General features: G+C 56.2%; 22 protein-coding genes. 8 read left to right on the top strand and 14 right to left on the bottom strand.

The features are described 5' to 3' along the window. Window positions 1-224 precede the first annotated feature (224 nt). Window positions 225-1592 (top strand): oxygen-independent coproporphyrinogen III oxidase, encoded by a 1368-nt coding sequence (gene hemN, locus ACETPC_RS19970; protein ID WP_380184228.1) that lies wholly within the window; start codon window positions 225-227, stop codon window positions 1590-1592. A gap of 67 nt (window positions 1593-1659) precedes the next feature. Here the strand turns inward: hemN and ACETPC_RS19965 are convergent, their stop codons facing one another. From ACETPC_RS19965 to glnA, 4 genes are all read right to left on the bottom strand, one after another. Continuing rightward, window positions 1660-1776, bottom strand: a complete 117-nt coding sequence (locus tag ACETPC_RS19965; RefSeq protein ID WP_380184227.1) for a YshB family small membrane protein — start codon at window positions 1774-1776, stop codon at window positions 1660-1662. A 100-nt stretch (window positions 1777-1876) separates the two neighbouring features. Continuing rightward, window positions 1877-3286: a nitrogen regulation protein NR(I) gene (gene glnG, locus ACETPC_RS19960; RefSeq protein WP_380184226.1), complete on the bottom strand. Its 1410-nt coding sequence runs from the start codon at window positions 3284-3286 to the stop codon at window positions 1877-1879. Window positions 3287-3293: 7 nt separating this feature from the next. After that, complete coding sequence (gene glnL / locus ACETPC_RS19955) at window positions 3294-4343, bottom strand: nitrogen regulation protein NR(II) (protein ID WP_380184225.1); 1050 nt, start codon at window positions 4341-4343, stop codon at window positions 3294-3296. Window positions 4344-4557: 214 nt separating this feature from the next. Continuing rightward, window positions 4558-5967, bottom strand: a complete 1410-nt coding sequence (gene glnA / locus ACETPC_RS19950; RefSeq protein WP_380184224.1) for a glutamate--ammonia ligase — start codon at window positions 5965-5967, stop codon at window positions 4558-4560. A 430-nt stretch (window positions 5968-6397) separates the two neighbouring features. Here glnA and typA point away from each other — a divergent pair, with 430 nt between their 5' ends. Next, on the top strand, window positions 6398-8221 hold the full coding sequence (gene typA, locus ACETPC_RS19945) for a ribosome-dependent GTPase TypA (protein WP_380184223.1): 1824 nt from the start codon (window positions 6398-6400) through the stop codon (window positions 8219-8221). 51 nt (window positions 8222-8272) lie between these two features. On the opposite strand, the gene ACETPC_RS19940 is transcribed toward typA, so the two are convergent. Further along, the gene (locus ACETPC_RS19940) at window positions 8273-8968 is read right to left on the bottom strand and encodes a hypothetical protein (RefSeq protein WP_380184222.1); all 696 of its coding nucleotides are present in this window, start codon (window positions 8966-8968) and stop codon (window positions 8273-8275) included. Continuing rightward, window positions 8961-10136: an AAA family ATPase gene (locus ACETPC_RS19935; RefSeq protein WP_380184221.1), complete on the bottom strand. Its 1176-nt coding sequence runs from the start codon at window positions 10134-10136 to the stop codon at window positions 8961-8963. Before ACETPC_RS19935 ends, ACETPC_RS19940 begins: the two co-directional genes overlap by 8 nt. Window positions 10137-10333: 197 nt before the next feature. Here ACETPC_RS19935 and yihX point away from each other — a divergent pair, with 197 nt between their 5' ends. From yihX to fabY, 4 genes are read left to right on the top strand one after another with little or no spacing between them, the layout of a single operon-like run. Next, window positions 10334-10933, top strand: coding sequence for a glucose-1-phosphatase (gene yihX / locus ACETPC_RS19930; protein ID WP_380184220.1), 600 nt, complete (start codon window positions 10334-10336; stop codon window positions 10931-10933). Continuing rightward, window positions 10920-11834 (top strand): virulence factor BrkB family protein, encoded by a 915-nt coding sequence (locus tag ACETPC_RS19925; protein ID WP_380184240.1) that lies wholly within the window; start codon window positions 10920-10922, stop codon window positions 11832-11834. Before yihX ends, ACETPC_RS19925 begins: the two co-directional genes overlap by 14 nt. Further along, entirely contained in the window at window positions 11770-12207 is a 438-nt protein-coding gene (gene dtd / locus ACETPC_RS19920; RefSeq protein ID WP_380184219.1) for a D-aminoacyl-tRNA deacylase, read from the top strand. The genes ACETPC_RS19925 and dtd overlap by 65 nt, the downstream gene beginning before the upstream one ends. A gap of 44 nt (window positions 12208-12251) precedes the next feature. Beyond that, a complete protein-coding gene (gene fabY / locus ACETPC_RS19915) occupies window positions 12252-13193 on the top strand; it encodes a fatty acid biosynthesis protein FabY (protein WP_380184239.1) in 942 nt (313 codons plus the stop codon). Here the strand turns inward: fabY and rluF are convergent. From rluF to ACETPC_RS19900, 3 genes are all read right to left on the bottom strand, one after another. Continuing rightward, window positions 13190-14089 carry a 23S rRNA pseudouridine(2604) synthase RluF gene (rluF, locus tag ACETPC_RS19910; protein WP_380184218.1) on the bottom strand — a complete coding sequence of 300 codons (900 nt, stop codon included), beginning with the start codon at window positions 14087-14089 and terminating at the stop codon, window positions 13190-13192. The genes fabY and rluF overlap by 4 nt on opposite strands. A 78-nt stretch (window positions 14090-14167) precedes the next feature. Beyond that, the gene (locus ACETPC_RS19905; RefSeq protein WP_380184217.1) at window positions 14168-15847 is read right to left on the bottom strand and encodes an AsmA family protein; all 1680 of its coding nucleotides are present in this window, start codon (window positions 15845-15847) and stop codon (window positions 14168-14170) included. Between the two features lie 105 nt (window positions 15848-15952). Next, the gene (locus tag ACETPC_RS19900) at window positions 15953-17326 is read right to left on the bottom strand and encodes an NCS2 family protein (protein ID WP_380184216.1); all 1374 of its coding nucleotides are present in this window, start codon (window positions 17324-17326) and stop codon (window positions 15953-15955) included. A gap of 171 nt (window positions 17327-17497) precedes the next feature. Here ACETPC_RS19900 and ACETPC_RS19895 point away from each other — a divergent pair, with 171 nt between their 5' ends. After that, window positions 17498-18160, top strand: a complete 663-nt coding sequence (locus tag ACETPC_RS19895) for an SDR family oxidoreductase (protein WP_380184215.1) — start codon at window positions 17498-17500, stop codon at window positions 18158-18160. Window positions 18161-18169: 9 nt separating this feature from the next. Here ACETPC_RS19895 and recG read toward each other — a convergent pair whose 3' ends face one another. Genes recG through gmk form a run of 5 tightly spaced genes read right to left on the bottom strand, consistent with a single transcriptional unit; the run spans window position 18170 to window position 24036 of the window. Beyond that, window positions 18170-20251, bottom strand: coding sequence for an ATP-dependent DNA helicase RecG (gene recG / locus ACETPC_RS19890; RefSeq protein ID WP_380184214.1), 2082 nt, complete (start codon window positions 20249-20251; stop codon window positions 18170-18172). Beyond that, window positions 20248-20946 carry a tRNA (guanosine(18)-2'-O)-methyltransferase TrmH gene (gene trmH / locus ACETPC_RS19885; RefSeq protein WP_380184213.1) on the bottom strand — a complete coding sequence of 233 codons (699 nt, stop codon included), beginning with the start codon at window positions 20944-20946 and terminating at the stop codon, window positions 20248-20250. Before trmH ends, recG begins: the two co-directional genes overlap by 4 nt. A 3-nt stretch (window positions 20947-20949) precedes the next feature. Then, the gene (gene spoT / locus ACETPC_RS19880; protein ID WP_380184212.1) at window positions 20950-23061 is read right to left on the bottom strand and encodes a bifunctional GTP diphosphokinase/guanosine-3',5'-bis pyrophosphate 3'-pyrophosphohydrolase; all 2112 of its coding nucleotides are present in this window, start codon (window positions 23059-23061) and stop codon (window positions 20950-20952) included. A gap of 22 nt (window positions 23062-23083) precedes the next feature. Then, window positions 23084-23359 (bottom strand): DNA-directed RNA polymerase subunit omega, encoded by a 276-nt coding sequence (rpoZ, locus tag ACETPC_RS19875; RefSeq protein ID WP_016191359.1) that lies wholly within the window; start codon window positions 23357-23359, stop codon window positions 23084-23086. A 53-nt stretch (window positions 23360-23412) separates the two neighbouring features. After that, a complete protein-coding gene (gmk, locus tag ACETPC_RS19870; RefSeq protein ID WP_380184211.1) occupies window positions 23413-24036 on the bottom strand; it encodes a guanylate kinase in 624 nt (207 codons plus the stop codon). A 251-nt stretch (window positions 24037-24287) separates the two neighbouring features. Between gmk and ligB the strand changes: the two genes are divergently transcribed. Next, complete coding sequence (gene ligB, locus ACETPC_RS19865; RefSeq protein ID WP_380184210.1) at window positions 24288-25952, top strand: NAD-dependent DNA ligase LigB; 1665 nt, start codon at window positions 24288-24290, stop codon at window positions 25950-25952. Window position 25953 lies beyond the last annotated feature (1 nt).

Genomic DNA, 25953 nt, shown 5'->3' with positions numbered 1-25953 from the left:
CTGACAGGCAGAACGGCGCCGGCAGGCGCCGTCTCTTAAGGTTTCTCTGGCGATGATTTGGCCTGGATCAATTTACCTGCTGATTCTGCTCTGCAGCCTGCTCTGGATGTTGGTTAAACTACGGCGTCTGTCCCGGCTGAAAACCAGGCTGCGCAAAACGCCGCTTCCCCCACGCGTCTTTACGCGCAGGCCGTCGCCCGGACGCCAACGCAGGAGAGACCAGAGTGACGCAGAGAGTTGAGTGGGATGCCGTCCTGCTGCAAAAATATAATATTTCCGGCCCCCGTTACACTTCCTATCCCACCGCGCTGGAGTTCAGCGAAAACTACCGCGAAACGGACTTTATTCAGGCCAGCCAGCGTTATCCCAATCGCCCGCTGTCGCTCTATATCCATATTCCTTTCTGTCATCGCCTTTGCTATTTCTGCGGCTGCAATAAAGTCGTTACCCGCCATCAGCATAAAGCCGACGACTATTTGCAGGCGCTGGCCGTGGAAATAGCCGCTCGCGGCAGGCTTTTCGCTGGCAGAACCGTAACCCAGCTACACTGGGGCGGCGGTACGCCAACTTTTCTGACTAAAGCGCAAATCTCCGGGCTGATGGCGCTGCTGCGGCAGCATTTTACCTTTAGCGCCCGGGCCGAACTCTCCATTGAAATCGACCCGCGCGAAATCGAACCAGAGGTTATCGACCACCTTTATGCTGAAGGTTTTACCCGCCTGAGCATGGGCGTGCAGGATTTTAATAAAGAAGTGCAGGAAAAAGTTAACCGCGTGCAGGATGAGCAGACCATAGTCGAGCTGATTGAACGCGCCAGGCTGGCAGGCTTCTGGTCGGTTAACCTGGATTTAATTTATGGCTTACCGAAGCAGACGCCGGAAAGCTTTGCTTTTACTCTCCGCAAGGTTATAGCGCTAAATCCCGACCGGCTCAGCGTCTTCAACTATGCGCATATGCCAGCGCACTTCGCCGCGCAGCGGAAAATCAAAGAGGCAGATCTGCCAAATGCCGAACAAAAGCTGGTTATTCTGCAGCAGTCGATAGCTATGCTGATGGCGGCAGGCTATCAGTTTATCGGTATGGACCATTTCGCCAGGCCGGAAGATGAACTCGCCGTTGCCCAACGCGAAGGCAGGCTGCATCGTAACTTCCAGGGCTACACCACGCAGGGCGAGAACGATCTGCTGGGATTAGGCGTTTCCGCCATCAGCACCATTGGTGACAGCTATGCGCAAAACCAGAAAGAGCTAAAGAGCTGGTATGCTGCCGTTGCCGCGCAGGGAACGGCGCTGTGGCGCGGCATAATATTGTCGGCTGATGATATCCTGCGCCGCGAAGTCATCAAGACGCTGATGTGTAATTTCTCCTTAAACTTCGCCGATTTTCAGCCGCCCGATGGTAGCTTTACCGACTATTTTGCTGAGGATTTGGCACTGTTGGAACCTCTGGTGGCGGATGGGCTGGTGGAACGCAGCGAGAAGGGCCTTCAGGTCACGGCTAAGGGCCGTTTGCTGGTCAGGAATATCTGTATGTGCTTCGATCGCTATCTGCGTCAGAAGGCGCGTTTGCAGCAGTTTTCAAGGGTGATCTAAAAGTCCTTTTTGCCGCCATAAAAAAGCCGGAAACAGCAGAGCTTCCGGCTTTTTTTGTCTGAACCCGTCAGCTAAAGAAATTCAGCATCACGGCGCACAGCACGGCGGCGATAGCCGTTTGCGGCGGATGTGCCGCTCCCGTTTGCGCATACTGTGTCACAAGATGGATTAACGATTCCAGCATAATCATTCCTCCCGATAACGGTTCAAAATGATACTGACTGGCATCAACATGTAAAGACAACAGTGCATAAAAAATGCTCGTTTTTTACGCGCCCTTTGATTTACTCCATCCCCAGCTCTTTCAGTTTGCGGGTTAAGGTGTTTCTTCCCCAGCCCAGCAGCCGTGCCGCTTCCTGTTTATGCCCCTGCGTGTGGCGCAGGGCGGTAGACAGCAGCGTACGCTCCATCTCCGGCTGCGCCTCCGAAAGCAGGTTTTGATGACCGGAGCGCAGTGCCCGATCGGCCCATTGCGCCAGCAGCGTCGCCCAGCTATCGGGCAGTGACTGCGTCGGGCTTTCCGGCGTAGCGGTTTCAAACAGCTCCGGCGGCAGATCCTGAATCAGCACTTCCTGGCCTGCGGCCATCACTGTCAGCCAGCGGCAGGTATTCTCCAGCTGGCGTACGTTACCCGACCAGTGCAGGCGGGTCAGCGCCGTTTCGGTTTCCGGATGAAGGATCTTCGCTTCCACGCCCAGCTCGCGAGCCGCAACCTGTAAGAAATAGCGCGCCAGACGAGGAATATCCTCACGGCGTTCACGCAGCGGCGGCAAATGCACGCGAATAACGTTCAGGCGATGGAATAAATCTTCGCGGAACTTGCCTTCCTGGACGCGCAGCTCCAGGTTCTGGTGCGTGGCGGCGATAATCCTGACGTCTACCTTAACCGGCGCATAGCCGCCGACGCGGTAAAACTGCCCATCGGCCAGCACGCGCAACAGACGCGTCTGCACATCCAGCGGCATATCGCCAATTTCATCCAGGAACAGCGTGCCGCCGTCGGCCTGCTCGAAACGGCCCTGACGGATCTGATTTGCGCCGGTAAAAGCGCCTTTCTCATGGCCGAAAAGCTCCGACTCGATCAGGTCTTTGGGGATCGCCGCCATATTCAGCGCGATAAAAGGCGCTTTCGCGCGCGGGCTGTGGCGGTGCAGCGCATGGGCCACCAATTCTTTACCCGTGCCCGACTCGCCGTTGATCAACACGCTAATCGAAGAGCGGGAAAGACGGCCAATAATGCGGAATACATCCTGCATCGCTGGCGCTTCGCCGATGATATCGGTGGTTGGCCCGCTGACCGGCTGGTTGCGTGGCTGCTGCTGCTCCTGATAGTGGCTGATGGCGCGTTCCACCAGCGCCACGGCCTCATCAATATCGAAAGGCTTGGGCAGATAGTCGAAAGCGCCCTGCTGGTAAGCGCTGACGGCGGCATCCAGATCGGAATGCGCGGTCATAATAATCACCGGCAGCATCGGATGGCGCTGCTTGATCTGCTTCAGCAGCGCCAGCCCGTCCATACCCGGCATGCGAATATCGGAAAGCAAAACATCGGGGGTTTTGGTCGCCAGGGCGTCCAGCACCTCGTTAGCGCCGTCAAAAGTGGCGCAGGTTAAACCGGCTCCAGTAAGCGCGCGTTCAAGCACCCAGCGGATGGAGCTATCGTCATCGACGATCCAGACTATCCCTCGTTGCATAGAAACCTCACTGGCGAATAGGCAAATAAACGGAAAATTCGGTATGGCCGGGCCAACTGTTAAATTCTATTTTCCCGGAATGCTGATCGATCAGGCTGCGGGCGATGGACAGGCCTAAGCCGGTGCCGCCTTCGCGTCCGCTTACCATGGGGTAAAACAGCGTGTCCTGTAGCTGAGCCGGTATGCCGGGGCCGTTATCTTCAATATCAATACGGGCCACCAGACGATAGCGGACGCCGTGCAGCGTGAGCTGAAACGCCGTGCGGGTGCGCAGCGTGATCTCGCCGCCTTTCTCGCCCAGCGCCTGTAGCGCATTGCGAACTACGTTCAGCAAAACCTGTTCAATCTGATCCGGGTCGTGCGGCAGCTCCGGCAGGCTGGGATCGTAATCCCGCACCAGCCTGACGTTGTCCGGCAGCTCCATCGTCACCAGATTCACTACGCGTTCGGCTACCTGATGAATGCTTTGAGTTACGTGCATGCCGGGCTGTTGCGGGCCAAGCAGGCGATCCACCAGATTACGCAGGCGATCGGCCTGTTCAATAATGACTTTGGTGTACTCGGTCAGGGAAGGATCGGGCAAGGCTTTGGCCAGTAGCTGCGCCGCGCCGCGTAAACCGCCCAGAGGGTTTTTAATCTCGTGCGCCAGTCCACGAACTAAATCACGCGCGGCAACCTGCTGAGCGTGCTGGATCTGCTCCTGGCTAAGACGGCGCTGGTTATCCATTGGCGCCATTTCCAGCAGGATCAATCCATCGGGAAGCCGCTGCGCCGTTAGCGACATAATATGCGCCCGGCTATCGACCACCAGCGTGACCTCGCTATCGGTAAAACCCTGGCCGGCATCGAGGCTCTCGCGCATTACTTCGATATTCAGCGAAAAATAACCCATTAAATCCGGCAGCGGCGTGCCGAAGAGCTTGCGTGAGCTTTGCGCCAGCAGCTGCTGGGCGGCGGGATTGGCGTAATGCACCACCAGTTCGCTGTCCACCAGCAGAATACTGTTAATCAGCGAGTTGAGGATCTGCCCGGCATCGGGCTGCATGCCTGTTGCCATAACAGCGTTCTCCTGCACCATTTTAGTGCATTATAATCAGAAAACCCGGAATTCGTCCTGCCAAACCCTGAATTCGCGGCGAAAAAAGCCCATCCGGAGATGGGCTGAAGTTTCCACGGCAACAAAACCTCCGGCGCTGGTTACGCTGCGGCTCCCGTATTCATCGGAATCCGGTAGCCGCTTTTGCGCAACACAGAGGCGCCGGATTTAAAAATTAAACGCTGTAATAAAGTTCGAACTCTACCGGATGCGGCGTCATGCGAACGCGGTCCATTTCGGACTTGCGCAGCTCAATGTAAGCATCGATAGCGTCTTCGGTGAATACGCCGCCGCGGGTCAGGAACTCACGGTCTTCGCTCAGCGCGATCAGCGCTTCTTCCAGCGAGCCTGCTACTTTTGGAATCTCAGCTTCTTCTTCCGGCGGCAGGTCGTACAGGTTTTTGTCCATCGCGTCGCCAGGATGGATTTTATTGATGATGCCGTCCAGGCCAGCCATCAGCAGCGCTGCGAAGCACAGGTATGGGTTAGCGGCTGGATCCGGGAAGCGGGCTTCGATACGACGCGCTTTCGGGCTGGCAACCACTGGAATACGGATAGAAGCGGAACGGTTACGGGCAGAGTAGGCCAGCATAACAGGTGCTTCGTAACCCGGAACCAGACGCTTGTAGGAGTTGGTGGTCGGGTTAGACAGGGCGTTGATCGCTTTAGCGTGCTTGATAACGCCGCCGATGTAGAACAGGGCAGTTTCAGACAGGCCGCCGTATTTGTCGCCAGCGAACAGGTTGGTGCCGCCTTTAGACAGAGACATATGGCAGTGCATGCCGGAGCCGTTATCGCCAAAAATTGGTTTTGGCATAAAGGTCGCAGTTTTACCGAAAGCGTGCGCTACGTTGTGCACAACGTATTTGTAGATCTGAATTTCGTCCGCTTTCTTGGTCATGGTGTTGAAGCGGGTTGCCACTTCATTCTGACCAGCCGTTGCCACTTCGTGGTGATGGGCTTCAACTACCAGGCCCATCTGCTCCATGGTCAGGCACATTGCAGAACGGATATCCTGAGAAGAATCGACCGGTGGTACCGGGAAGTAGCCGCCTTTCAGACCTGGACGATGGCCTTTGTTGCCGCCTTCGTACTCTTTACCGGTGTTCCATGCCGCTTCGATATCGTCGATAGCTACGTGAGAACCGGAAGTGGTGGCGCCGAAACGCACGTCGTCAAACAGGAAGAATTCTGGCTCTGGCCCGAACAGCACGGTATCCGCGATGCCGGAAGAACGCAGGAAATCTTCTGCGCGCTTGGCAATGGAGCGCGGATCGCGGTCGTAGCCCTGCATGGTGCCTGGCTCAAGAATGTCACAACGGATAATCAGGGTAGAATCTTCAAAGAACGGATCCAGGACAGCGGTCGTCGCGTCAGGCATCAGCACCATGTCGGACTCGTTGATGCCTTTCCAGCCGCCGATGGAGGAGCCATCAAACATTTTGCCTTCTTCGAAGAAGTCAGCGTTAACCTGGTGAGCAGGAATGGTAACGTGCTGCTCTTTACCCTTAGTGTCAGTGAAGCGCAGGTCAACAAATTTGACTTCATGCTCGTTCATCATCGACAGAACGTGTTCAGCGGACATACTTAACTCTCCTGGATTTTGTCATGGTCGTCGGTTAGAGAACTTTCGCGGCGCGCTTTGATTATCTCGCCCAGCCGACCGATAATTACGTTCTCTGACAAGCTACCGTTGTGGAAACGGGCGTTTTTCGCTTGATAAGATTAAAGCGAAAACTATGCCAACTTTCTTAATTGACGAAAAAAGCGCTATGATGCGCCCTCTCGTGAAACGGGAGCTGCACCACGATGGAAGTCGCGCACCATTGTGGTGCTTTTGCATGCGGGTTGTGCACAATTATGGTGCATTTTGACGGTAACGGGCAATTTTTGCACCGAAAACGGCCCTTAAAGCAATCCCGAAAGTTATCTTTAATTGAAAACTGTGATCCTGTTCAGCTCTTCGATTAATCCGTGTACAATAGCGCGCTATTTCTAATGCCTGAGGCAAAGCTGTGATCGAAAATTTGCGTAACATCGCCATTATTGCCCACGTTGACCATGGTAAAACTACCCTGGTTGACAAATTGCTGCAGCAGTCCGGGACTTTTGACGCCCGTACCGAAGCGGCCGAACGCGTAATGGACTCCAACGATTTGGAGAAAGAGCGTGGGATTACCATCCTCGCAAAAAACACCGCCATTAAATGGAACGACTACCGTATCAACATCGTGGATACCCCGGGACACGCCGACTTCGGCGGCGAGGTAGAGCGCGTGATGTCAATGGTCGACTCGGTGCTGCTGGTTGTGGATGCAATGGATGGCCCTATGCCGCAAACCCGCTTCGTGACCAAAAAAGCCTTCGCTAATGGTCTGAAGCCGATCGTGGTCATCAACAAGGTTGACCGTCCGGGCGCGCGTCCTGACTGGGTTGTGGATCAGGTATTCGACCTGTTCGTTAACCTGGACGCTACCGACGAACAGCTGGACTTCCCAATTATCTATGCTTCTGCCCTGAACGGTATCGCTGGTCTTGACCACACCGATATGGCGGAAGACATGACTCCGCTGTACGAAGCTATCGTTAAGCACGTTTCTCCTCCGCAGGTTGAGGTAGAAGCGCCGCTGCAGATGCAGATTTCCCAGCTGGACTACAACAACTACGTTGGCGTTATCGGTATCGGCCGCATCAAACGCGGTAAAGTGAAGCCGAACCAGCAGGTTACTATCGTTGATAGCGAAGGCAAAACCCGTAACGGTAAAGTGGGCAAAGTGCTGACTCACCTGGGTCTGGAGCGTATCGACGCGACCGAAGCGGAAGCGGGCGATATCATCGCTATCACCGGTCTGGGCGAGCTGAACATCTCCGACACCATCTGCGATCCGCAGAACGTGCAGGCGCTGCCAGCGCTGAGCGTAGATGAGCCTACCGTAACCATGTTCTTCAACGTCAATACCTCACCGTTCTGCGGTAAAGAAGGTAAGTTCGTTACTTCTCGTCAGATTCTGGATCGTCTGCGCAAAGAGCTGGTGCACAACGTAGCGCTGCGCGTAGAAGAAACGGAAGACGCCGATGCGTTCCGCGTATCCGGCCGTGGTGAGCTGCACCTGTCCGTACTGATCGAAAACATGCGTCGTGAAGGCTTCGAGCTGGCGGTATCCCGTCCGAAAGTTATCTTCCGCGAAGTTGACGGCCGCAAGCAGGAGCCGTTCGAGAACGTGACTCTGGATATCGAAGAGCAGCACCAGGGCGCCGTGATGCAGGCGATGGGCGAACGTAAAGCGGACATGAAAAACATGGATCCGGATGGCAAAGGTCGCGTACGTCTTGACTACGTTATCCCAAGCCGTGGCCTGATCGGCTTCCGTAACGAATTCATGACCATGACTTCCGGTACCGGTCTGCTGTACTCCACCTTCAGCCACTACGACGACATTCGTCCGGGCGAAGTAGGCCAGCGCCAGAACGGCGTACTGATCTCCAACGGCCAGGGTAAAGCGGTAGCCTTCGCCCTGTACAGCCTGCAGGATCGCGGCAAGCTGTTCCTGGGTCACGGCGCAGAAGTTTATGAAGGCCAGATCATCGGTATTCATAGCCGTTCTAACGACCTGACCGTTAACTGTCTGACCGGTAAGAAGCTGACCAACATGCGTGCTTCCGGTACTGACGAAGCGACCACGCTGGTTCCGGCAATCAAGATGACGCTTGAGCAGGCGATTGAGTTTATCGATGACGACGAGCTGGTGGAAGTAACTCCGCTGTCCGTGCGTATCCGTAAACGTCACCTGACCGAAAACGACCGTAAGCGCGCTTCACGCGGCAGCAAAGAAGCTTAATTCGTCGCTTTTAGCTGATAAACGCTCTCCGGGAAACCGGAGGGCGTTTTTTTATATTTGCTGGCAAGCAGCGCTGAAAGCCTTCGCTTGTGGGCAAATTAGCTGTATGGCCTGCCAGTTACGGGTAACCAGGTGAGCATTTTGACGATAGCAGGCATTGCTTTTGGTAAGTTTGAGCTTTGCCGGTAACCCTTTGAATCTGGAAGAAAGGTTGGGGGTCAATTCTATATTACTCAATAGAGCGTGGCCCTGAGGCAGTACTGCCGCTGCCAGCCAGGCTTCCATTGCCTGCGCCGGTAAACAAAAAAGATTCATCGGGCCTGCAAGTATGACGGGCGCTATCCAGCTTGCGATTGTCTGTTGCAAAGAAAGAATTGTCGCTGTCAGTGTAGGTTGCTGACAAGGCAAAGCCAGCCAGCCTGCATGACCTGCCAACGCGGCGATAGCAGAGCCGCACTGTTGGTAATGCATTCCGGCGACATCGACATCCAGATGAATAATCACGGCATCAAAACCTTCGAGTCCGGGAAGGTCGGCCAGACGAGTGAAATTGCCTGATTTCGCCATTTCCGCCATGCTATAGCACCATTTTATCACGCCGCCCCAGCCTCCGCCGGTTTGCGCGAGAATCGCTTCGCCAGGCAAGCGGCTGAGCACAAAAGGCACCTTAAGGACGGCTTTCAACGCGGCTTCGATAACAATAAAGTCGCTGGGTCCTTCACAGGCTACGGCAATACGTTTAGACATGCGGCAGCGCTCCCAAATTACCCATTAGCCACAGGCGAGAAAGTGGATATTGCTCGTTGAGCTTTTTCATACTTTCAGTCAATTCCACCCTTCTGACGACTGTATGGCCAAAAGCGTTTCGCTCCACGGCAAACAGCCGGACCTGCGGGTTTGCTAAGTCCAGGCCATCAAGCACTGCCGGATTATGCGAAGTAAATAAAATTTGCTGGCGCGCTTGCGATAAAATCCATTTTGACATTTTTTGTATCAAGGCCGATGCCAGACGTGGATTCAACGCCATATCAATATTATCGACTGCGAAGCAGGACGGGGCTTTCGGCGAAAGGCAAAGCAGCGCGCAAAAAAGAATATAGAGTACGCCTTCGCTGGCGTCGTAAGCTGTAAGCTGGTTGCGTGAAGTTTGCATAAAACGGTCGGTAAACTTAATACTTTCTGTGGTTCTTCCGACCGAAGGAGAGAGTAGCGAGCCTGTCTGCGAGGTCGTCGTAATATCGCTTATCCAGTCGATAAGATCGTAGATATCATTTGCAAGCGATTCGTCTTTATCCAGAACAGTTTTTTTCAACTCGGCGAAGCCCTCAGAGACAAGGCCGCCAGATAAACCTACCGGAGAACGTGGCTGAGTATCCGGCACAAGGCTTCTTAGCGTAGGCGTATTCGGCGCGTAAATAGCGAACTGTTGAAGCTTTTCCATCATCATTCGGGCAGGGTTGTCGCGAGCCAGCTCAATCATTTTAAGAGCGGCTAAACCCGCCGTTGGGTCTAAATCGACTTTTTTTCTTACGCCGGAAGAAATAATTTCACTGACGTCATCGGCAAGCACCTCTGTTTTGTATGACCAGAGCGGTTCCGGCTTTTCGAGTGGATTCAACAGTGAAATACGATAGGAAGCACTTTGATCGCTTATTGCGGAAAGACCAATATGAGCAGGCGTACGTGAAGAGGAAAAAGAAGATTTATAGAGACGGGGAAGGCCGGGTCTGACGCCTCTGCGCATCAGGGATTCGTCATCTACAGTGCCGCTTGCCGCAGCGCTAAGCACGCCCAGCGCCTCAAGAATATTGCTTTTCCCGGCGCCGTTAGCCCCAATAAAACAGTTAATTCTGCCCAGATCCAGCTTTAATGAGTGCAGCGATTTAAAGCCCTCGATCTTCAGTTCATTAATCATAGCCACTCCTTGTTCCGGCAATAGCGCATCATAAGACGATGCGGCAGAGTTTATAAGTCTTTTCGAACCGTAGGCCGCTGTTCCCTACGCTGCACTTTATAATTTGCGAGCTTTTATCCAGATGTTTAAGCACCACCTGTTCAGTCGTCCTTTTTACCGCTAGAGTGAGTACCTTGCCGGAACAAATGGAGATGACCATGCTGTATATCTTTGATTTAGGTAACGTCATTGTTGATATTGATTTCAACCGGGTTCTGGGCGTCTGGAGCGATCTGGGGCGCGTGCCGCTGGCCACGCTGCAAAGCCGCTTCACCATGGGCGAGAGCTTTGAGCGCCACGAACGGGGAGAAATCAGCGATGAAGCCTTCGCCGAACAGCTATGCGACGAGCTGGGGCTGGCGCTGAGCTTTGAACAATTCACCGCAGGCTGGCAGGCTGTCTTTGTAGGCGTAAGAACGGATACGATCCGCATTATGAATACGCTGCGCGCGCGCGGCGATCGCGTGGTAATCCTTTCGAACACTAACCGCCTGCACCAGCGTTTCTGGCCCTCACAGTATCCCGAGGTACAAAGCGCAGCGGATAAGCTTTATCTCTCGCAGGAAATGGGCATGCGCAAGCCGGAGGCGAGGATCTTCCAGCAGGTGCTGAGCGAAGAAGGGTTCAGCGCCGACCAGGCTACTTTCTTCGACGACAATCAGGAAAATATCGAGGCGGCGCAGGCGCTGGGTATTCAAAGCGTGCAGGTTTTTGATGCCACCACTATTCCGGCCTTCTTCGCCAATGCGGCTGATTAAACATCGTTCAAGGGCCACCTGGCGCTGGATAAAGCTGCTCTGGCAGCGTATCGACGAAGATGGCATGACCATTCTGGCGGGCCATCTTGCCTACGTCTCGCTGCTGTCGCTGGTGCCGCTTATCGCGGTGGTTTTTGCGCTTTTCGCCGCTTTTCCGGCCTTTAACGATATCAGTCGGCAGCTTAAACTCTTTATTTTTGAAAACTTTGTGCCAGCGTCCGGCACGGTGATCCAGAGCTATCTGGAGCAGTTTGTCGCCAACGTCAATAAAATGACGGCGGTGGGCGCCTGTGGCCTGGTCGTCACTGCGCTACTGCTGATGTACTCCATCGACAGCGCGCTGAATGTTATCTGGCGCAGCAAGCGAAAAAGACCGATGGTTTACTCTTTTGCGGTCTACTGGATGATCCTGACGCTTGGCCCGCTGCTGGCAGGGGCGAGCCTGGCGATCAGCTCTTATCTGCTGTCGCTACGCTGGGCTTCAGTCAGCGGCGTCAGCGGGCTGATCGACTACGGGCTGCGCGTCTTCCCGCTGCTGCTGTCATGGCTGAGCTTCTGGCTGCTTTACAGCATAGTGCCGACGCGGCAGGTGCCGGGCAAAGATGCGCTGGTCGGCGCACTGGTCGCCGGACTGCTGTTTGAACTGGGCAAAAAAGGGTTCGCGCTCTATGTTACGATGTTCCCTTCATACCAGCTGATTTACGGCGTACTGGCGGTGATCCCTATTCTGTTTCTCTGGGTTTACTGGACATGGTGTATTGTCCTGCTGGGTGCGGAAATCACCGCCACCCTCGGCGACTACCGCCAGCTTAAACAAGAAGAAGAAAAGGAAGAGCATGATTGCCTTAATTCAACGAGCGCTGAGCGCCAGCGTGACGGTAGCCAGCGAGACGGTGGGTGAAATCGGCCCCGGATTGCTAATCTTATTAGGCGTAGAAAAAGGCGACGACGAGCAAAAGGCGCAGCGGCTGTGCGATCGCGTGCTGGGCTACCGCATTTTCAGCGATGAAAACGGCAAAATGAACCTCAACGTGCAGCAGGCAGGCGGCAGCGTGCTGGTGGTCTCGCAGTTTACGCTGGCGGCCGATACGCAAAAAGGGATGCGTCCGGGCTTTTCGGCTGGCGCGGCGCCTGAAGAAGCCGAGCGGCTTTATAACCACTTTGTCGGCTGCTGCCGCGAAAAAGGCATCGTTGCCGAAACGGGCCGCTTTGCGGCGGATATGCAGGTTGCGCTGGTCAACGACGGGCCTGTGACCTTCTGGCTCCAGGTATGAAAAGGTCGGAAAGACCGGTCGGCCCGGAAAGAGAGAACCATTTTATGTATCATCTCCGTGTACCTGAAACCGCAGAAGAGCTGGATACCTACTATCAGTTCCGCTGGGAAATGCTGCGCAAGCCGCTGCGTCAGCCGATGGGATCCGAAAGAGATGCCTGGGATGCGCTGGCGCACCACCAAATGGTGGTTGATGAAAACAACAGGCCGGTCGCGGTTGGCCGGCTCTACATCAATGCGGATAACGAGGCGGCAATCCGCTTTCTGGCCGTGCATCCTTCCGTACAGGGCAAAGGCCTGGGTACGCTGGTGGCGATGACGCTGGAATCCGTGGCGAGGCAGGAAGGAGCCAAACGCGTGGTCTGTAGCGCCCGCGAAGATGCCGTCGAGTTTTTTGCCAAGCTGGGCTACGTCAATCAGGGCGAGATTACCGCGCCGCAAACCACGCCGGTGCGTCACTATTTGATGATTAAGCCGGTGGTTACGCTGGACGATATCCTGCATCGCGCCGACTGGTGCGGGCAACTGCAGCAGGCCTGGTACGAGCATATTCCGCTAAGCGAGAAAATGGGCGTACGCATTCTGCAGTACACCGGGCAAAAATTTATTACCACCATGCCGGAGACCGGCAACCAGAACCCTCACCATACGCTGTTTGCGGGCAGCCTGTTTTCGCTGGCGACGCTGACCGGCTGGGGATTAATCTGGCTGCTGCTGCGCGAGCGGCACCTGGGCGGCACCATTATCCTGGCGGATGCGCATATCCGCTACAGCCATCCAATCAGCGGCAAACCCGGTGCGGTAGCGGATTTAGGCTCGCTGAGCGGCGATCTGGACAGGCTGGCGCGCGGCCGCAAAGCGCGCGTGCAGCTGGAAGTGGAACTGTTTGGCAATGAAGAGTGCGGCGCGGTATTTGAAGGCGTTTATATCGTACTGCCTGCCGATCCGGACGGCCCGCTGGAACCGGCCGGAACCACCATGCCCTAGCGGCCTTTTTTCTTGCGGCCTGGCTGGGTAAAGCGCTTGCGGGAAGCCAGATTGCCCGGCGTTTTCGCCCCGTCTTTGCCGCCTTTATCACCGCTTTTCACGCCGCCGCCCGCCGGTTTCTTCGCGGCGGCGGGCTTCGCTTTAGGCTGCGCCTTTTTCGTGGGCTTAGCTTCTGAAGAAGAGTCCTCGATCAGCTTAAACAGCTCTACCAGCTCGTCATCGGTAAGATCGCGCCATTCGCCCAGCGGCAGCCCTTTCAGACTGACGTTCATAATGCGCGTGCGCTCCAGTTTAGTCACCTCGTAGCCGAAGTGCTTGCACATGCGGCGGATCTGGCGATTAAGCCCCTGCACCAGCGTAATACGGAAAACAAAAGGCGCTTCTCTCTGTACCTTGCACTTCAGCGTCACCGTGCCCAGCATCGGCACACCGGCGCTCATCCCTTCGATAAACTCATCCGTCACCGGTTTGTTTACCGTAACCACGTACTCTTTCTCGTGGTTATTTCCGGCGCGCAGGATTTTATTCACCAGGTCGCCGTGGTTGGTCAGAAAGATCAGTCCCTGGGAATCTTTATCCAGCCGCCCTATAGGGAAAACGCGTTTGCTGTGGTTGACGAAATCGCTGATGTTATCCCGCTCGCCTTCTTCCATGGTGGTGATGATACCGACCGGTTTATTCAGCGCGATAAACACCAGATCTTCCTCGTCACGCGGCTCAATAAGCTGACCGTTCACTTTCACCACGTCGCCAGCAAACACCTGCGCGCCTACGGCGGCCCGCTTGCCGTTAATAAAAACATTTCCCTGTTCGATGTAGCGATCGGCATCGCGACGAGAACAGATACCGCTCTCGCTAATGTATTTATTGAGACGAATGGATGAGTTGGTCAGCATGATTCCTCCGTAAAAAAAGCGGACTATACAGTAACCGCACTATGTTGCGAATACGCATTAGCCCGCCCGGTGGCATTTTTATTTGGCGTTCAGCTCGCCTGCCTGCAAAGCCTGCTGTACGGATTTTTCGCCCGCGGTAGCGGAGAGTGTACCGTTAACGGAAGCTTTCAGCGGTGCGCCTTTTGCCAGGCTCGCCTGCATTTTTAGCGACAGTTCGCCGTTGCCATCCAGCGGCACGGCTGGCCATCCCCAATCCTGCAACAGATTCAATGGCGCTTCGCGGCCCTGCAAAGAGAGAGAAAGCGCGCGCTGCGGCTGCTGGGAAACTGTCGCCAGCCCTTCAATCATGCCGCTGCGGGGAAACGCGCTCATTTCGGTTACGTTGATCGCGTTATTGTCCGCGGTGATAGCGATAGAAGGGCGACGCAGATCTACGCGGTTGAAAGTGGCTTCCGCTGCGTTAAAGCTCAGATTGCCGCTCCAGATACCCCATTCCCGATCGCGCGCCAGCAGCAGATTGCTGCCCGTACCGTCCAGCGAAGTCATCTGGAAAGGGAAAGCCGGATCGACATCAATAATCAGGTTATGGCTGACGTTCAGCTTTGTTACTTCCACACTGTTCAGCCACTCCGGCAGGCGCGCCAGCCAGAGCTCGCGCCAGTCCTGCGGCAGCGTATATTCCAGGCCTGCGATTACCGCTTCGTCCAGCGTCAGCTTTTTGTCGCTGCGCGTCCAGTTTCCCGAGGCGCGAACCAGGCCGTTAACCCAGCGGGAGCTGAACTGCGTCAGCGCCGCGCCCTGGGGTGAAAACGTCATATTAACGATGGGATCGTTCAGCTGTAGCGTGCCGTTGACAAAGCTGCTGGCGTTCATCGACAGCGAACCCTCATCGCTCGCCCAGTCGCCATCGCTCAGCGTAACGTTTTTCAGCGCCAGATCGAGATCGCTGACTGCCCAATTCTGGCCTTCCAGCTTCGCATCAGTCACTTCGACCCGATCGAAATGAACGGCGGGCAAGGTCAGCAGAGGCTGTAAAAATTCGTTAAGCGTCTTGCTGCTTTGCAGGCGCAGGCTATTCAGCCTTAGCGCACTGACCTGCCAGACGCCCTGAGCATCACGCTGTGCGCTGCCCGTTACCGAGCCGCGTGCCACATCGGCACCCACATTGCTCAGCACCAGCTGCTGCTTAGTGATACGCCCCTGAATCAACACATTGCTGGCAGGCATCTCTTTAAACGTCAGTGAGCCAGCGCTGAACTGGAAGCTGGCGTCGCTGCCGATGAAACTTGCCGCTGAGGGCTGCCACGGCATTACGCCGCCGTTCACACGCTGCGCAGTCAAAGGCAGCGCGTCGTGGAAACTGGTTACCGCCATATCGCTTAGCTGTAAACGATCGGCAGAAAAGGGCAGCGCGCTGGTTTTATTGGTTACCCTTAGCGTGCCCTGGTTGAGCAGAATGCTGGCAAAATGCAGCGGCTCGGTAAACTGAACGGCACTCAGACCTAAATCCACGCGTTTAGCTACCAGAATGGCGGGTTTGGTTTTATGGCCGAAGGAAACATCATGCAGGATCAGATGCGAAGGGGCGGAAAAATTATGCTCCAGCTTGCCAAACACCAGCTGGTAATTACTGTGCTGGCTGACGGCGCGGCCCAGCCAGCTGGCGCCCCAGCGCGTTTGCAGCAGCAGATAAAGCACCACGACAACCACCAGCAGCAAGGCCAGCAGCCAAAGAAGAATTTTTCCGACAGATTTCATTGCAGCTATCCCTGTGAGCTTTAAGTAAGGGGTTTTATGCCTGATTTAGCGGCGAAGCTCAAGCCTGGATAGCGGCAGAAGGCGGCTGGCCCTCTGCCGTCTTTGCTATTTTTCCTGCGGGAAAAGCAGGTTCAGCACGATAGCGGTAATGCCGCCGGCGGCTATGCCGGATGAGAGCAGCGTTTTCAGCCACTGTGGCGCAAACTGCAAAATAAGCGGCTGCTGTGAGACGCCAAGCCCTACCGCCAGCGACAGCGCGATAATCATAATAGCGCGGCGGTTCAGCGGCTCGCGTGAAACAATACGAACCCCGGAAGCGGCGATAGTGCCGAACATCACGATAGTTGCGCCGCCCAGTACCGGCTCAGGAATATGCTGAACAAAACCGCTAACTGCCGGGAAAAGCCCCAGCGCGATCAGCATCAGCGCCACTACAAAACCTACGTAGCGGCTGGCGACGCCGGTCAGCTGGATCACGCCGTTGTTCTGGCCGAAACAAGAGTTGGGAAAAGTATTGAACAGCGCCGATACGCAGGAGTTCAGGCCGTTCGCCAGCACGCCGCCTTTCAGCCGCTGCATATAGAGCGGGCCGCTGACCGGCTGTTCGGAAACATCAGAAGTCGCGGTAATATCGCCGATAGTTTCCAGTGAGGTCACCATAAACACCAGCATCAGCGGGATCAGCAGATTCCAGTCGATGCCCAGCCCGTAGTAGAACGGCTTTGGCACCGCCATCAGCGGCTGATCGGTTGGCGCTGTTGTGGCTGGCAACATATCCATCAGCCAGGCCAGCAGATAGCCGACGGCCATGGCGATCACCAGTGAAGCCACGCGCAGATAAGGATTACGCTGGCGGTTCAGCAAAATAATCACCAGCAGCACTGCGCCCGCCAGCAGCAGGTTTTTCGGTGCGCCAAAGGTGTGATCGCTGATAGCCGCGAAGCCGCCGCCAATCGAGGTCAGCCCAACCTGAATCAGTGACAGGCCGATAATCATCACCACGATGCCGGAAACCAGCGGCGTAATAATGCGGCGCGCCAGATGCAGCACGCGGGAAAGCGCCATTTCGGTAACGGAAGCCAGCATCAGCGTGCCGAACAGTGCTGCCATCATCGTCGGCACATCTGCGCCGCCGCTTTTCAACGCCATACCGCCCATAATCAGCGGCGTCACAAAGTTAAAGCTGGTGCCCTGAATGGAGAGCAGTCCTGAGCCGACCGGCCCCCAGGTTTTAATCTGCAAAATGGACGCGACGCCGGAGGCAAACAGCGACATGCTGATAATATGCTGCGTATCCTGTGCGGGCAGCCCCAGCGCCTGGCAAATCAGCAGCGCAGGCGTAATAACCGCAACGAACATCGCCAGCAAATGCTGGCAGGCGGCGAACAGAGTTTGCGGCAGCGGCGGACGATCTTCCAGCCGGTAGATCAATTCACTTTTTGCGGCGGCGCGACTGGCTTCTGGGGTATTAACGGACATGCTCGGGATTCCGTGGCGAAGAAAGTGGCGATTTTAAGCTTCCTCACCGTAAAAGCAAACGATTGCCACTAACTTAAAGCGCGGAAGGACAAAGCCCAGGCAGCGAAGCGGGCCACAATTCACTAAGCTTAAACATCGCGCCTGCGGGCCAGCTAAAAAAGGGAGAACAACATGAACGTATTTATTATTGGTGCAACGGGCGGCGTGGGCCGCCGCCTGAGAAAAAGGCTGGTTGGCGCGGGCCATCAGGTTACCGGACTCTATCGCCGCGACAGCCAGAAAGAAACGCTGGAGGCGGACGGCGTAACGCCGGTTAATATCGATCTGATGAACACCAGCAGCGAAAGACTGGCGGCAGCAATGCAGGGCTGCGATGCCGTAGTCTTCTCTGCGGGTGCGGCAGGCGCGGGCGTAGACTTTACGGATGGTATCGACGGTCGCGGCGCGCGCTTTGCTGCCGAAGCCGCGAGACAGGCGGGCATTCAGCGCTTTTTGCTGGTCTCTGCTTTTCCCGAAGCGGGAAGGGGAAAAACGCCTTCGCCAGGCTTTGAACACTATATGCAGGTAAAAAAGCAGGCTGACGTGATGCTGACAGCAACCTCGCTGGACTGGGTGATCCTGCGGCCCGGCACGCTGATTAACGAAGCGGGCACGGAAAAGGTCAAAGCCGGACTGGCTATTCCTTATGGCTCGGTTCCGCGCGACGATGTAGCCGCCGTGCTGCACGCGCTGATTGAACAGCCGGAAGTGAAAAGAGTGATTATCGAGCTGACCGCTGGCGAGCAGCCCGTAGGCGAAGCGGTTGCCGCGATGGCGGCTTTTAGCGGGCGTTAATAGTCGTGGTCAGGCGTTGGTATAGCGCTCTGTTTCCGGCATCCAGCGCTCAATTAACGCCTGTGCCTGCTCGGGATAGTGCTGGTGAATATGACGGGCAACGCGCTGGACTTCCGGGATCATCGCACCGTCGCGTACCAGATCGGCTACTTTGAATTCGGCATTGCCGGTCTGCCGCGTGCCCAGCAGTTCGCCTGGGCCACGGATCTCCAAATCACACTGGGCGATAACAAAGCCATCGTTGCTGTCGCGTAGCACCTGCAAACGCTTCTGCGCCGTTTTGCTTAGCGGCGCTTTATAGAGCAGTACGCAATGGGATGCGACCGAGCCACGGCCTACGCGGCCGCGTAGCTGATGCAGCTGCGCCAGTCCCAGCCGCTCCGGGTTCTCGATAATCATCAGGCTGGCATTGGGCACATCCACGCCAACTTCAATTACCGTAGTGGCGACCAGCAGATCGATCTCACCCTGTTTAAAAGCCTGCATAACCGCCTGCTTCTCGGCAGGTTTCATCCGTCCGTGCACCAGCCCGACCTGTAGCTCCGGCAGTGCCAGTTTCAATTCTTCCCAGGTGGCTTCGGCTGCCTGCGCCTCGAGCTGTTCCGACTCTTCGATCAGCGTACAGACCCAGTAGGCCTGACGCCCTTCGCCGCTACAGGCATTCTGCACGCGGGTAATAATATCGGCTCTTCGCGTATCGGGAATGGCGACGGTGGTGACCGGCGTACGGCCCGGCGGCAGCTCGTCAATGGTGGAGGTTTCCAGATCCGCATAGGCGGTCATCGCCAGGGTTCGTGGAATAGGCGTAGCGGTCATAATCAGCTGATGAGGATGAAAACCCTGCTGGAGTCCTTTCTCCCACAGCGCCAGCCGCTGGTGGACGCCAAAGCGATGTTGTTCATCGATAATTACCAGCGCCAGGCCGTTGAACTGCACCTGCTCCTGAAAAATCGCGTGGGTGCCAACGATCATCGACACCTGGCCGCTGGCAATGGCTTCCTGCTGCGCCAGCCGCGCCTTGCCTTTCTGCTTGCCCGCCAGCCAGCCTACCTCAATGCCCAGCGGCGCGAACCACTGACGGAAGTTGTTGGCATGCTGTTCGGCCAGCAGCTCGGTAGGCGCCATCAGCGCAACCTGTTTGCCCCAGGCGATAACATTCAGCGCGGTCAGGGCAGCCACCAGCGTCTTGCCCGAGCCTACATCGCCCTGCACCAGCCGCATCATTGGATAGCTTTGCGCCAAATCCTGTTCTATTTCCTGAACTACCCGCGCCTGGGCGTTGGTAGGTTTAAAAGGTAAAGCGGCCAGCAGCTTATCGCTCAGCTCGTGACGAACCGTCATAGGTAAGGCCTGATAGCGCTGCGCTCCAGCTCGCACGGCCAGCATGCTGAGATTGTGCGCCAGCAGCTCTTCCATAATCAGGCGGCGCTGCGCGGGATGCCTGCCGTTCTCCAGATCCACCAGTTCCATATCAGGTGGCGGCCTGTGCAGCATACGCAGCGCATCTGGCAGGCTGATCATGCCCTGGCTCAGCTCTGGCGGCAGCAGCTCGGCGATGGCGCAGGTATCCAGCAGCTTCAGCGCCTGATCGGTCAGGTTGCGCAGCGTCGCCTGGCGTACGCCTTCCGTGGTGGAGTAAACTGGCGTCAGCGTTTCCTGAAGCTCTACCGGGCCGCTTTCGCCCTGGATACGATATTCCGGATGAATGATTTCGGCGCCGCGCTGGCCGCGTTTGATCTCGCCATAGGCGGTAACGCGACGTCCTGGCGCCAGACTATTCTTCATCCCGGCGTTAAAGTTAAAAAAGCGCAGCGTCAGGATGCCGCTACCGTCGCTGATCTGACAGGTCAGCATACGGCGGCGGCCAAAGGAGATATCGCTTTGCAGCACTTCGCCTTCTACCGTGGCATAAATATTGGGCAGAAGGTCATTGATAGCGTAAAGCTGGGTACGGTCTTCGTAACGCAGCGGCAGGTGCAGCAGCAGATCCTGTATGGTCGTCAACCCAATCTTCGCCAGCTTGCCGGCCAGGCTTGCGCCGACGCCGGAAAGCGTGGTGAGTGGGATGGAGTCCAGCAGGCGGCCCGTCATTTTCTGCGTACCGAGGCCTGCATGGTGGCCCACCAGTCGGCATCGGCGACCACTTCGCCCGCCTCGTCAATTTGCGGATAAGGCAAACCTTTATGTTTGGCGACCCTTGCCAGCACGGGATAGCCGCCTTCAAACAGCAGGCGCTGTTGCTCCTCGTAGGGTAGCTGGCTTTCCTGCCGCTGGTACATGCCTGCGTTCTGGCGCTGGCGCTGCGCTTCATAGAGGATCAGCGCCGAAGCCACCGAAACGTTCAGCGACTGCACCATGCCGACCATCGGAATAATAATGTCCTGGTCAGCCAGCTCCAGCGCCTGCTGGGTAATGCCGGTTTTTTCCTGCCCCATCAGCACGCAGGTTGGCCGCGTATAATCTATCTCGCGGAAATCTACGGCCTTGTCGGAAAGGTGAGTAGCCAGGATTTGCATTCCCTGAGCCTTTAAGTGACCCACCGCCTCCGCAATTGTCGGATGAGTTTTTACCTGCACCCAGCTATTGCTGCCGGCGGCGGCCGAGGCCATAGTGCGCATCCGGCTGCCGGGCCAGACCGCATGAACCTCATGCACGCCGACCGCATCCGCCGTGCGGATCACCGCAGAAACGTTATGCGGCTTGTGAACCTGCTCCATGCAGACGGTCAGATCATGCTGGCGGGCAGCCAGCATTTCGCGGATACGGGCAAAGCGTTGAGCATTCATGCGCTAGTTTCGGTTGCGGTGAACTTTGATCACGTCCGGCATTACGCGGATTTTACGCATAATATTCGCCAGATGAACGCGATCGCGCGCCGTCAGACGGATAAAGGCACAGTAAACCCGGCCATCTTTCTCTTCCGTGTTCAGGCTCTGGATATTCGACCCGGAGGTGTTGATCGCCGCGGTCAGATTCGCCAGCGCGCCCTGGTGGTTAAACATATCCACCTTGATCTCCGCTACAAACTCCTGCTCGGTAACTTTATCCCACTCTACCGCCATAAATTTCTCTGGCTCTTTCTGGTAGCCCCGGATATTTCGGCAGGATTCGTGATGCACCACCAGACCTTTGCCCGGACTGACGTGCGCCACGATAGGATCGCCCGGAATAGGGCGGCAGCACTTGGCAAAAGTGATCAGCACACCATCGGCACCCTTGATCGGCAGCTTGCCGCGCGAAGGCGTGTTGGAAACCGTCTGCGGCTGGTCGCTCTGCTGTAGGTTTTTAGCAACCACCACGCTCATGGCGTTGCCCAGACCAATTTCGGCCAGCAGATCGTCCAGCGTTGCCAACTTCATGCGTTCCAGCTCGTGCTGGATGCTCTCCGGCGAGATCTCGGCCAGCTTGCGGCTGCCGCCCAGCGCATGGTTCAGCAGACGGCGGCCCAGGCTCACGGAATCATCACGCTTAAGGTTTTTCAGCAGCTGGCGGATTTTAGCGCGCGCCTTGGAGCTGACCACAAAGTTCAGCCATGCCGCATTAGGCCGCGCGCCTGGCGCCGTGATGATCTCGACAGTTTGTCCGCTGGTCAGCGGCTGGGAAAGCGGGTAAGGCTGGCGATCGACGCGCGCGCCCACGCAGGCATGGCCGATATCGGTATGCACGGCATAGGCAAAGTCGACCGGCGTCGCGCCCGCAGGCAGCTCGACGATACGGCCTTCCGGCGTGAAAACGTAAATCTCGTCCGGGAAAAGATCTGATTTTACGCTCTCGATAAATTCAAAAGAGCTGCCCGCGCTCTGCTGTAGCTCCAGCAGGCTTTGCAGCCAGCGCTGGGCGCGGATCTGCGCGGTAGTACTGCTTTCGCCCTGTTCCTTATAGGCCCAGTGCGCCGCTACACCCATCTCTGCCATCTGATCCATATCTTCTGTACGGATCTGCACTTCGACCGGCACGCCGTGCGGGCCAATCATTGAGGTGTGCAGGGACTGATAGCCGTTGGCCTTGGGAATAGCGATATAATCTTTTACCCGGCCAGGGCGAGGCTTATAGAGGCTGTGCATCTGGCCCAGCACCCGATAACAGGTATCCACATCGTGCACGATCACCCGAAATGCGTAGATATCCATAATAGAATGGAAGCGCTGCTCTTTAAGGTGCATCTTGCAGTAGATGGAATAGAGGTGTTTTTCCCGGCCGCTGACGCGACACGGAATACCGGCTTCCTGCAGGCGACCGTCGATTTCCGAGAGGATTTTCTGGATCATCTCTTTACGGTTGCCGCGCGCCGCTTTCACTACCTCTTTGATTACGCGGTAGCGGTTAGGGTAGAGCGCTTCGAAACCCAGCTCTTCGAGCTCGGTTTTCAGATGATGGATACCCAGGCGGTGCGCCAGCGGACTGTAGATCTCTAACGTCTCCAGCGCGATACGGCGGCGCTTATCGGGACGCAGCGACCCCAGCGTACGCATATTATGCGTGCGGTCGGCCAGCTTGATCAGAATGACGCGGATATCCTGCACCATCGCCATGATCATTTTGCGAAAGTTTTCGGCCTGGGCCTCTTTCTTGTCGCGGAATTTCAGCTTGTCGAGCTTGGAAACCCCTTCCACGAGCTCAGCGACGTTCTTGCCGAACAGCTGTTCCATATCCTGATAGGTGGCGGGCGTATCCTCGATCACATCGTGCAGAAGCGCGGCCATGAGCGTTTCATGGTCGAGCTTCATCTCCGCCAGAATGCAGGCGACAGCAACCGGATGGGTAATGTAAGGCTCACCGCTGGAGCGAGTCTGTCCCTCGTGAGCATCACGTGCGACAAGGTAAGCTTGCTTGAGGCGTTTGATCTGATCCTCAGGCAAGTATTTTTCAATCAGTTGATTGAGACTTTCAAACAGATACAAGGGCGAGCCTTCCGGCTGATGATTAACGACGACCTTCAGCGATAGCGGTAACAGCCTGCAGCTCTGCGGCTTCCTGCTCCTGCTGTTCCTGACGATCACGAACGTCCAGAATCTGGTTGGTGATCAGACCTTCTTCGATCTCGCGCAGCGCGATCACGGTAGACTTGTCGTTTTCTTCCGGAACCAGCGGATCTTTGCCGCCAACCTGCATCTGGCGAGCGCGACGAGCGGCGACCAGAACCAGGTCAAAACGGTTACCAATTTTTTCTACTGCGTCCTGTACGGTTACGCGTGCCATAAGTGTGATACTCCACGGTTGACGAAATGACTGGGCATCATACTGAGTTGTCCTCAGTCTGCCAACAGTTTGCTGATTAAAGCATCATGACGGGATTTTTGACGGCCCATTCGCAGACGCTCGGCGCGAATAATGGTTTTCAGATCGGACAGCGCCAGATCGAAATCATCGTTCACAATAAGGTAGTCGTACTCTGCGTAGTGGCTCATTTCCGCGACGGCCTGCGCCATACGCCGGGTGATCACCTCTTCGCTGTCCTGGCCGCGGCCGCGCAGGCGGCGATCCAGCTCATCTTTTGACGGTGGCAGCACGAAAATACTGCGCGCCTGCGGCATTTTCTGGCGGATTTGCTGCGCGCCCTGCCAGTCAATATCCAGAAAGACATCCACACCGGTTGAGAGCACCTGCTCAATCGCCCTGCGGGACGTGCCGTAGTAGTTGCCGAAAACTTCGGCATGCTCCAGAAAGGCACCTTCTGCGATCATCTGACGAAATTCATCATGGTTGACGAAATAGTAATGCTCGCCATGATTCTCACCCGGACGCACGCCCCTGGTGGTATGGGAAATGGAAACCTGGGTGTCATACAGCGGTTGCGTCTTTAACAGCGCGTTAATCAGGCTGGATTTCCCCGCGCCGCTTGGAGCTGAAACAATAAAAAGTGTGCCTTGAGCCATGATTCTTTCTTGATATGCCAGTCGGAGTCTACTTCCTGCACAGTATACACGGGTGAAGGGCAGGATGCAGCGTTTCGGCTGTTTCGCCGCGTTTTTTCTCAAAAACTGGAAGATGGCTCGCGGCGCTAATGCTGCGTTTCATGCTATGGCGAAAAACTTTGCGGCCCGTTTTCCAGAACCGATCTTCCGCTGTCGCCACGCCTGCGCTTTGCCGGTTTACTACGCAAGCAGAGCAACAAAGGAGTGTGAAGATGCGAAGCATAATAATGATATTGGGTCTGGCCTGGTGCGTCATCGCCCAGGCCTTTTGCCCCGTCTGGTCGCCAGCAAGGGCAGATACAGAGATGCAGGCGCTGGAAAAACAGCTAAGCGACTGGGATCGCGCCTATTACCAGCAGGGCATTAGTCTGGTAACAGACGAGCGTTACGATGTGTTAGAGAAAAAGTATCGCGACTGGCAGCGCTGCTTTCAGCCGGGAAGCGAGCCGCGTTCGCCTGAGCTGGCGAAAAACGGCAAAGCGCGGCATCCGGTGGCGCATGTCGGCGTTAAAAAGCTGCCTGACAGACAAGCGGTCGCGCGCTGGATGATGGGCAAAAAGCCGTTATGGGTACAGCCAAAACTGGATGGCGTTGCCGTCACGCTGCATTACCAACGCGGAGAGCTTACGCAGGTTATCAGCCGCGGCGATGGGCTACAGGGTGAAGACTGGACGGCAAAAGCGCGGCAGATTCCCGCTATCCCGCAGCGTATTCCGCTTACCGCCAATTCTTTGACGCTTCAGGGCGAGCTTTACCTGAAGATGACCGATCATCAACAGAGCAGCAAAGGCGGTGTCAATGCGCGCAGCATTGTTGCGGGTGCAATGAGGCGCAGCGAGGCTTCACCGTTATTGCAGCAGCTGGGTATTTTTATCTGGGCCTGGCCGGACGGGCCAGCATCAATGCAGCAGCGTTTGCAGCAGTTAAGCGAGGCCGGTTTCAGCATAATGGCAGCCTGGAGCAAGCCTGTCGCCAACGTCGATGAGGTTGCAGAGTGGCGGGAACGCTGGTTTAACCAGCCGCTGCCTTTTGTTACGGATGGTGTGGTGATCCACGGCACGCCGGTAAAAGGCGCGTACTGGCTGCCTGGCGAAAACAGCTGGTCGGCAGCCTGGAAGTACAGCCCGCTAAAAGTCACCACGGAGGTACGCTCGGTGGATTTCCCCATCGGGCGCACCGGAAAAGTCGGCACGGTATTAAACCTTACGCCCGTGCAGTTGGATGACAAAAAAGTCAGCCGGGTTAACATCGGCTCGCTGAAGCGCTGGCAAAAGCTGGATATCGTGCCAGGCGATCTGGTTGCTGTCAGCCTGGCGGGCCAGGGGATCCCCAGATTTGACGAAGTAGTCTGGCGGGTAGAAAAGCGCGATAAACCGCAGGCGCCAAACGCCGAAGCTTTCCACGCGTTAAGCTGTTTCTACTATACCCCAGCCTGCCGCGAGCAGCTGCTGGCCCGCCTGGTCTGGTTAAGCGGCAGCAAAGCGCTGGCGATGACCGGCGTCAGCCGCAGCAGCTGGCAACGTTTAATGCAAGCCGGTCAGCTCAGCCATCTTTTTTCCTGGCTAACGCTCACGCCAGAAGAGCTGCATAAAACGGAAGGCATCACGCCCGCTCGTGCCGACTGGCTCTATCACCAGTTCTCGCTGAGCCGACAGCAGCCTTTTCGCCGCTGGGTGAAAGCGCTGGGTGTGCCCATTGCGGAAAGCACGCTCAACGCTATTGCGGATAACAGTTGGGCAACGCTGCTGGCACGTAAAGTTGAGGCCTGGCAGCAACTGCCAGGCACAGGTAAAACGCTGGCGGGCCAAATCAGCAACTTTCTGCACCATCCTCAGGTTCGGCAACTGATTGCCTATATAGAAGAGGCAAAGCCATGAG

The sequence above is a fragment of the Pantoea sp. sgz302252 genome (assembly GCF_042610525.1).
GTDB lineage: Bacteria > Pseudomonadota > Gammaproteobacteria > Enterobacterales > Enterobacteriaceae > Erwinia.
Note: the sequence above shows the minus strand (reverse complement) of the source record. Positions and strands in the feature narration are given on the sequence as shown.

Coding starts and splice junctions, on each gene's coding strand:
- ACETPC_RS19965 (WP_380184227.1), bottom strand. CDS start 1,776: ATGCTGGAATCGTTAATCCATCTTGTGACACAGTATGCGCAAACGGGA.
- glnG (WP_380184226.1), bottom strand. CDS start 3,286: ATGCAACGAGGGATAGTCTGGATCGTCGATGACGATAGCTCCATCCGC.
- glnL (WP_380184225.1), bottom strand. CDS start 4,343: ATGGCAACAGGCATGCAGCCCGATGCCGGGCAGATCCTCAACTCGCTG.
- glnA (WP_380184224.1), bottom strand. CDS start 5,967: ATGTCCGCTGAACACGTTCTGTCGATGATGAACGAGCATGAAGTCAAA.
- ACETPC_RS19940 (WP_380184222.1), bottom strand. CDS start 8,968: ATGTCTAAACGTATTGCCGTAGCCTGTGAAGGACCCAGCGACTTTATT.
- ACETPC_RS19935 (WP_380184221.1), bottom strand. CDS start 10,136: ATGATTAATGAACTGAAGATCGAGGGCTTTAAATCGCTGCACTCATTA.
- yihX (WP_380184220.1), top strand. CDS start 10,334: ATGCTGTATATCTTTGATTTAGGTAACGTCATTGTTGATATTGATTTC.
- ACETPC_RS19925 (WP_380184240.1), top strand. CDS start 10,920: ATGCGGCTGATTAAACATCGTTCAAGGGCCACCTGGCGCTGGATAAAG.
- dtd (WP_380184219.1), top strand. CDS start 11,770: ATGATTGCCTTAATTCAACGAGCGCTGAGCGCCAGCGTGACGGTAGCC.
- fabY (WP_380184239.1), top strand. CDS start 12,252: ATGTATCATCTCCGTGTACCTGAAACCGCAGAAGAGCTGGATACCTAC.
- rluF (WP_380184218.1), bottom strand. CDS start 14,089: ATGCTGACCAACTCATCCATTCGTCTCAATAAATACATTAGCGAGAGC.
- ACETPC_RS19905 (WP_380184217.1), bottom strand. CDS start 15,847: ATGAAATCTGTCGGAAAAATTCTTCTTTGGCTGCTGGCCTTGCTGCTG.
- ACETPC_RS19900 (WP_380184216.1), bottom strand. CDS start 17,326: ATGTCCGTTAATACCCCAGAAGCCAGTCGCGCCGCCGCAAAAAGTGAA.
- ACETPC_RS19895 (WP_380184215.1), top strand. CDS start 17,498: ATGAACGTATTTATTATTGGTGCAACGGGCGGCGTGGGCCGCCGCCTG.
- recG (WP_380184214.1), bottom strand. CDS start 20,251: ATGACGGGCCGCCTGCTGGACTCCATCCCACTCACCACGCTTTCCGGC.
- trmH (WP_380184213.1), bottom strand. CDS start 20,946: ATGAATGCTCAACGCTTTGCCCGTATCCGCGAAATGCTGGCTGCCCGC.
- rpoZ (WP_016191359.1), bottom strand. CDS start 23,359: ATGGCACGCGTAACCGTACAGGACGCAGTAGAAAAAATTGGTAACCGT.
- gmk (WP_380184211.1), bottom strand. CDS start 24,036: ATGGCTCAAGGCACACTTTTTATTGTTTCAGCTCCAAGCGGCGCGGGG.
- ligB (WP_380184210.1), top strand. CDS start 24,288: ATGCGAAGCATAATAATGATATTGGGTCTGGCCTGGTGCGTCATCGCC.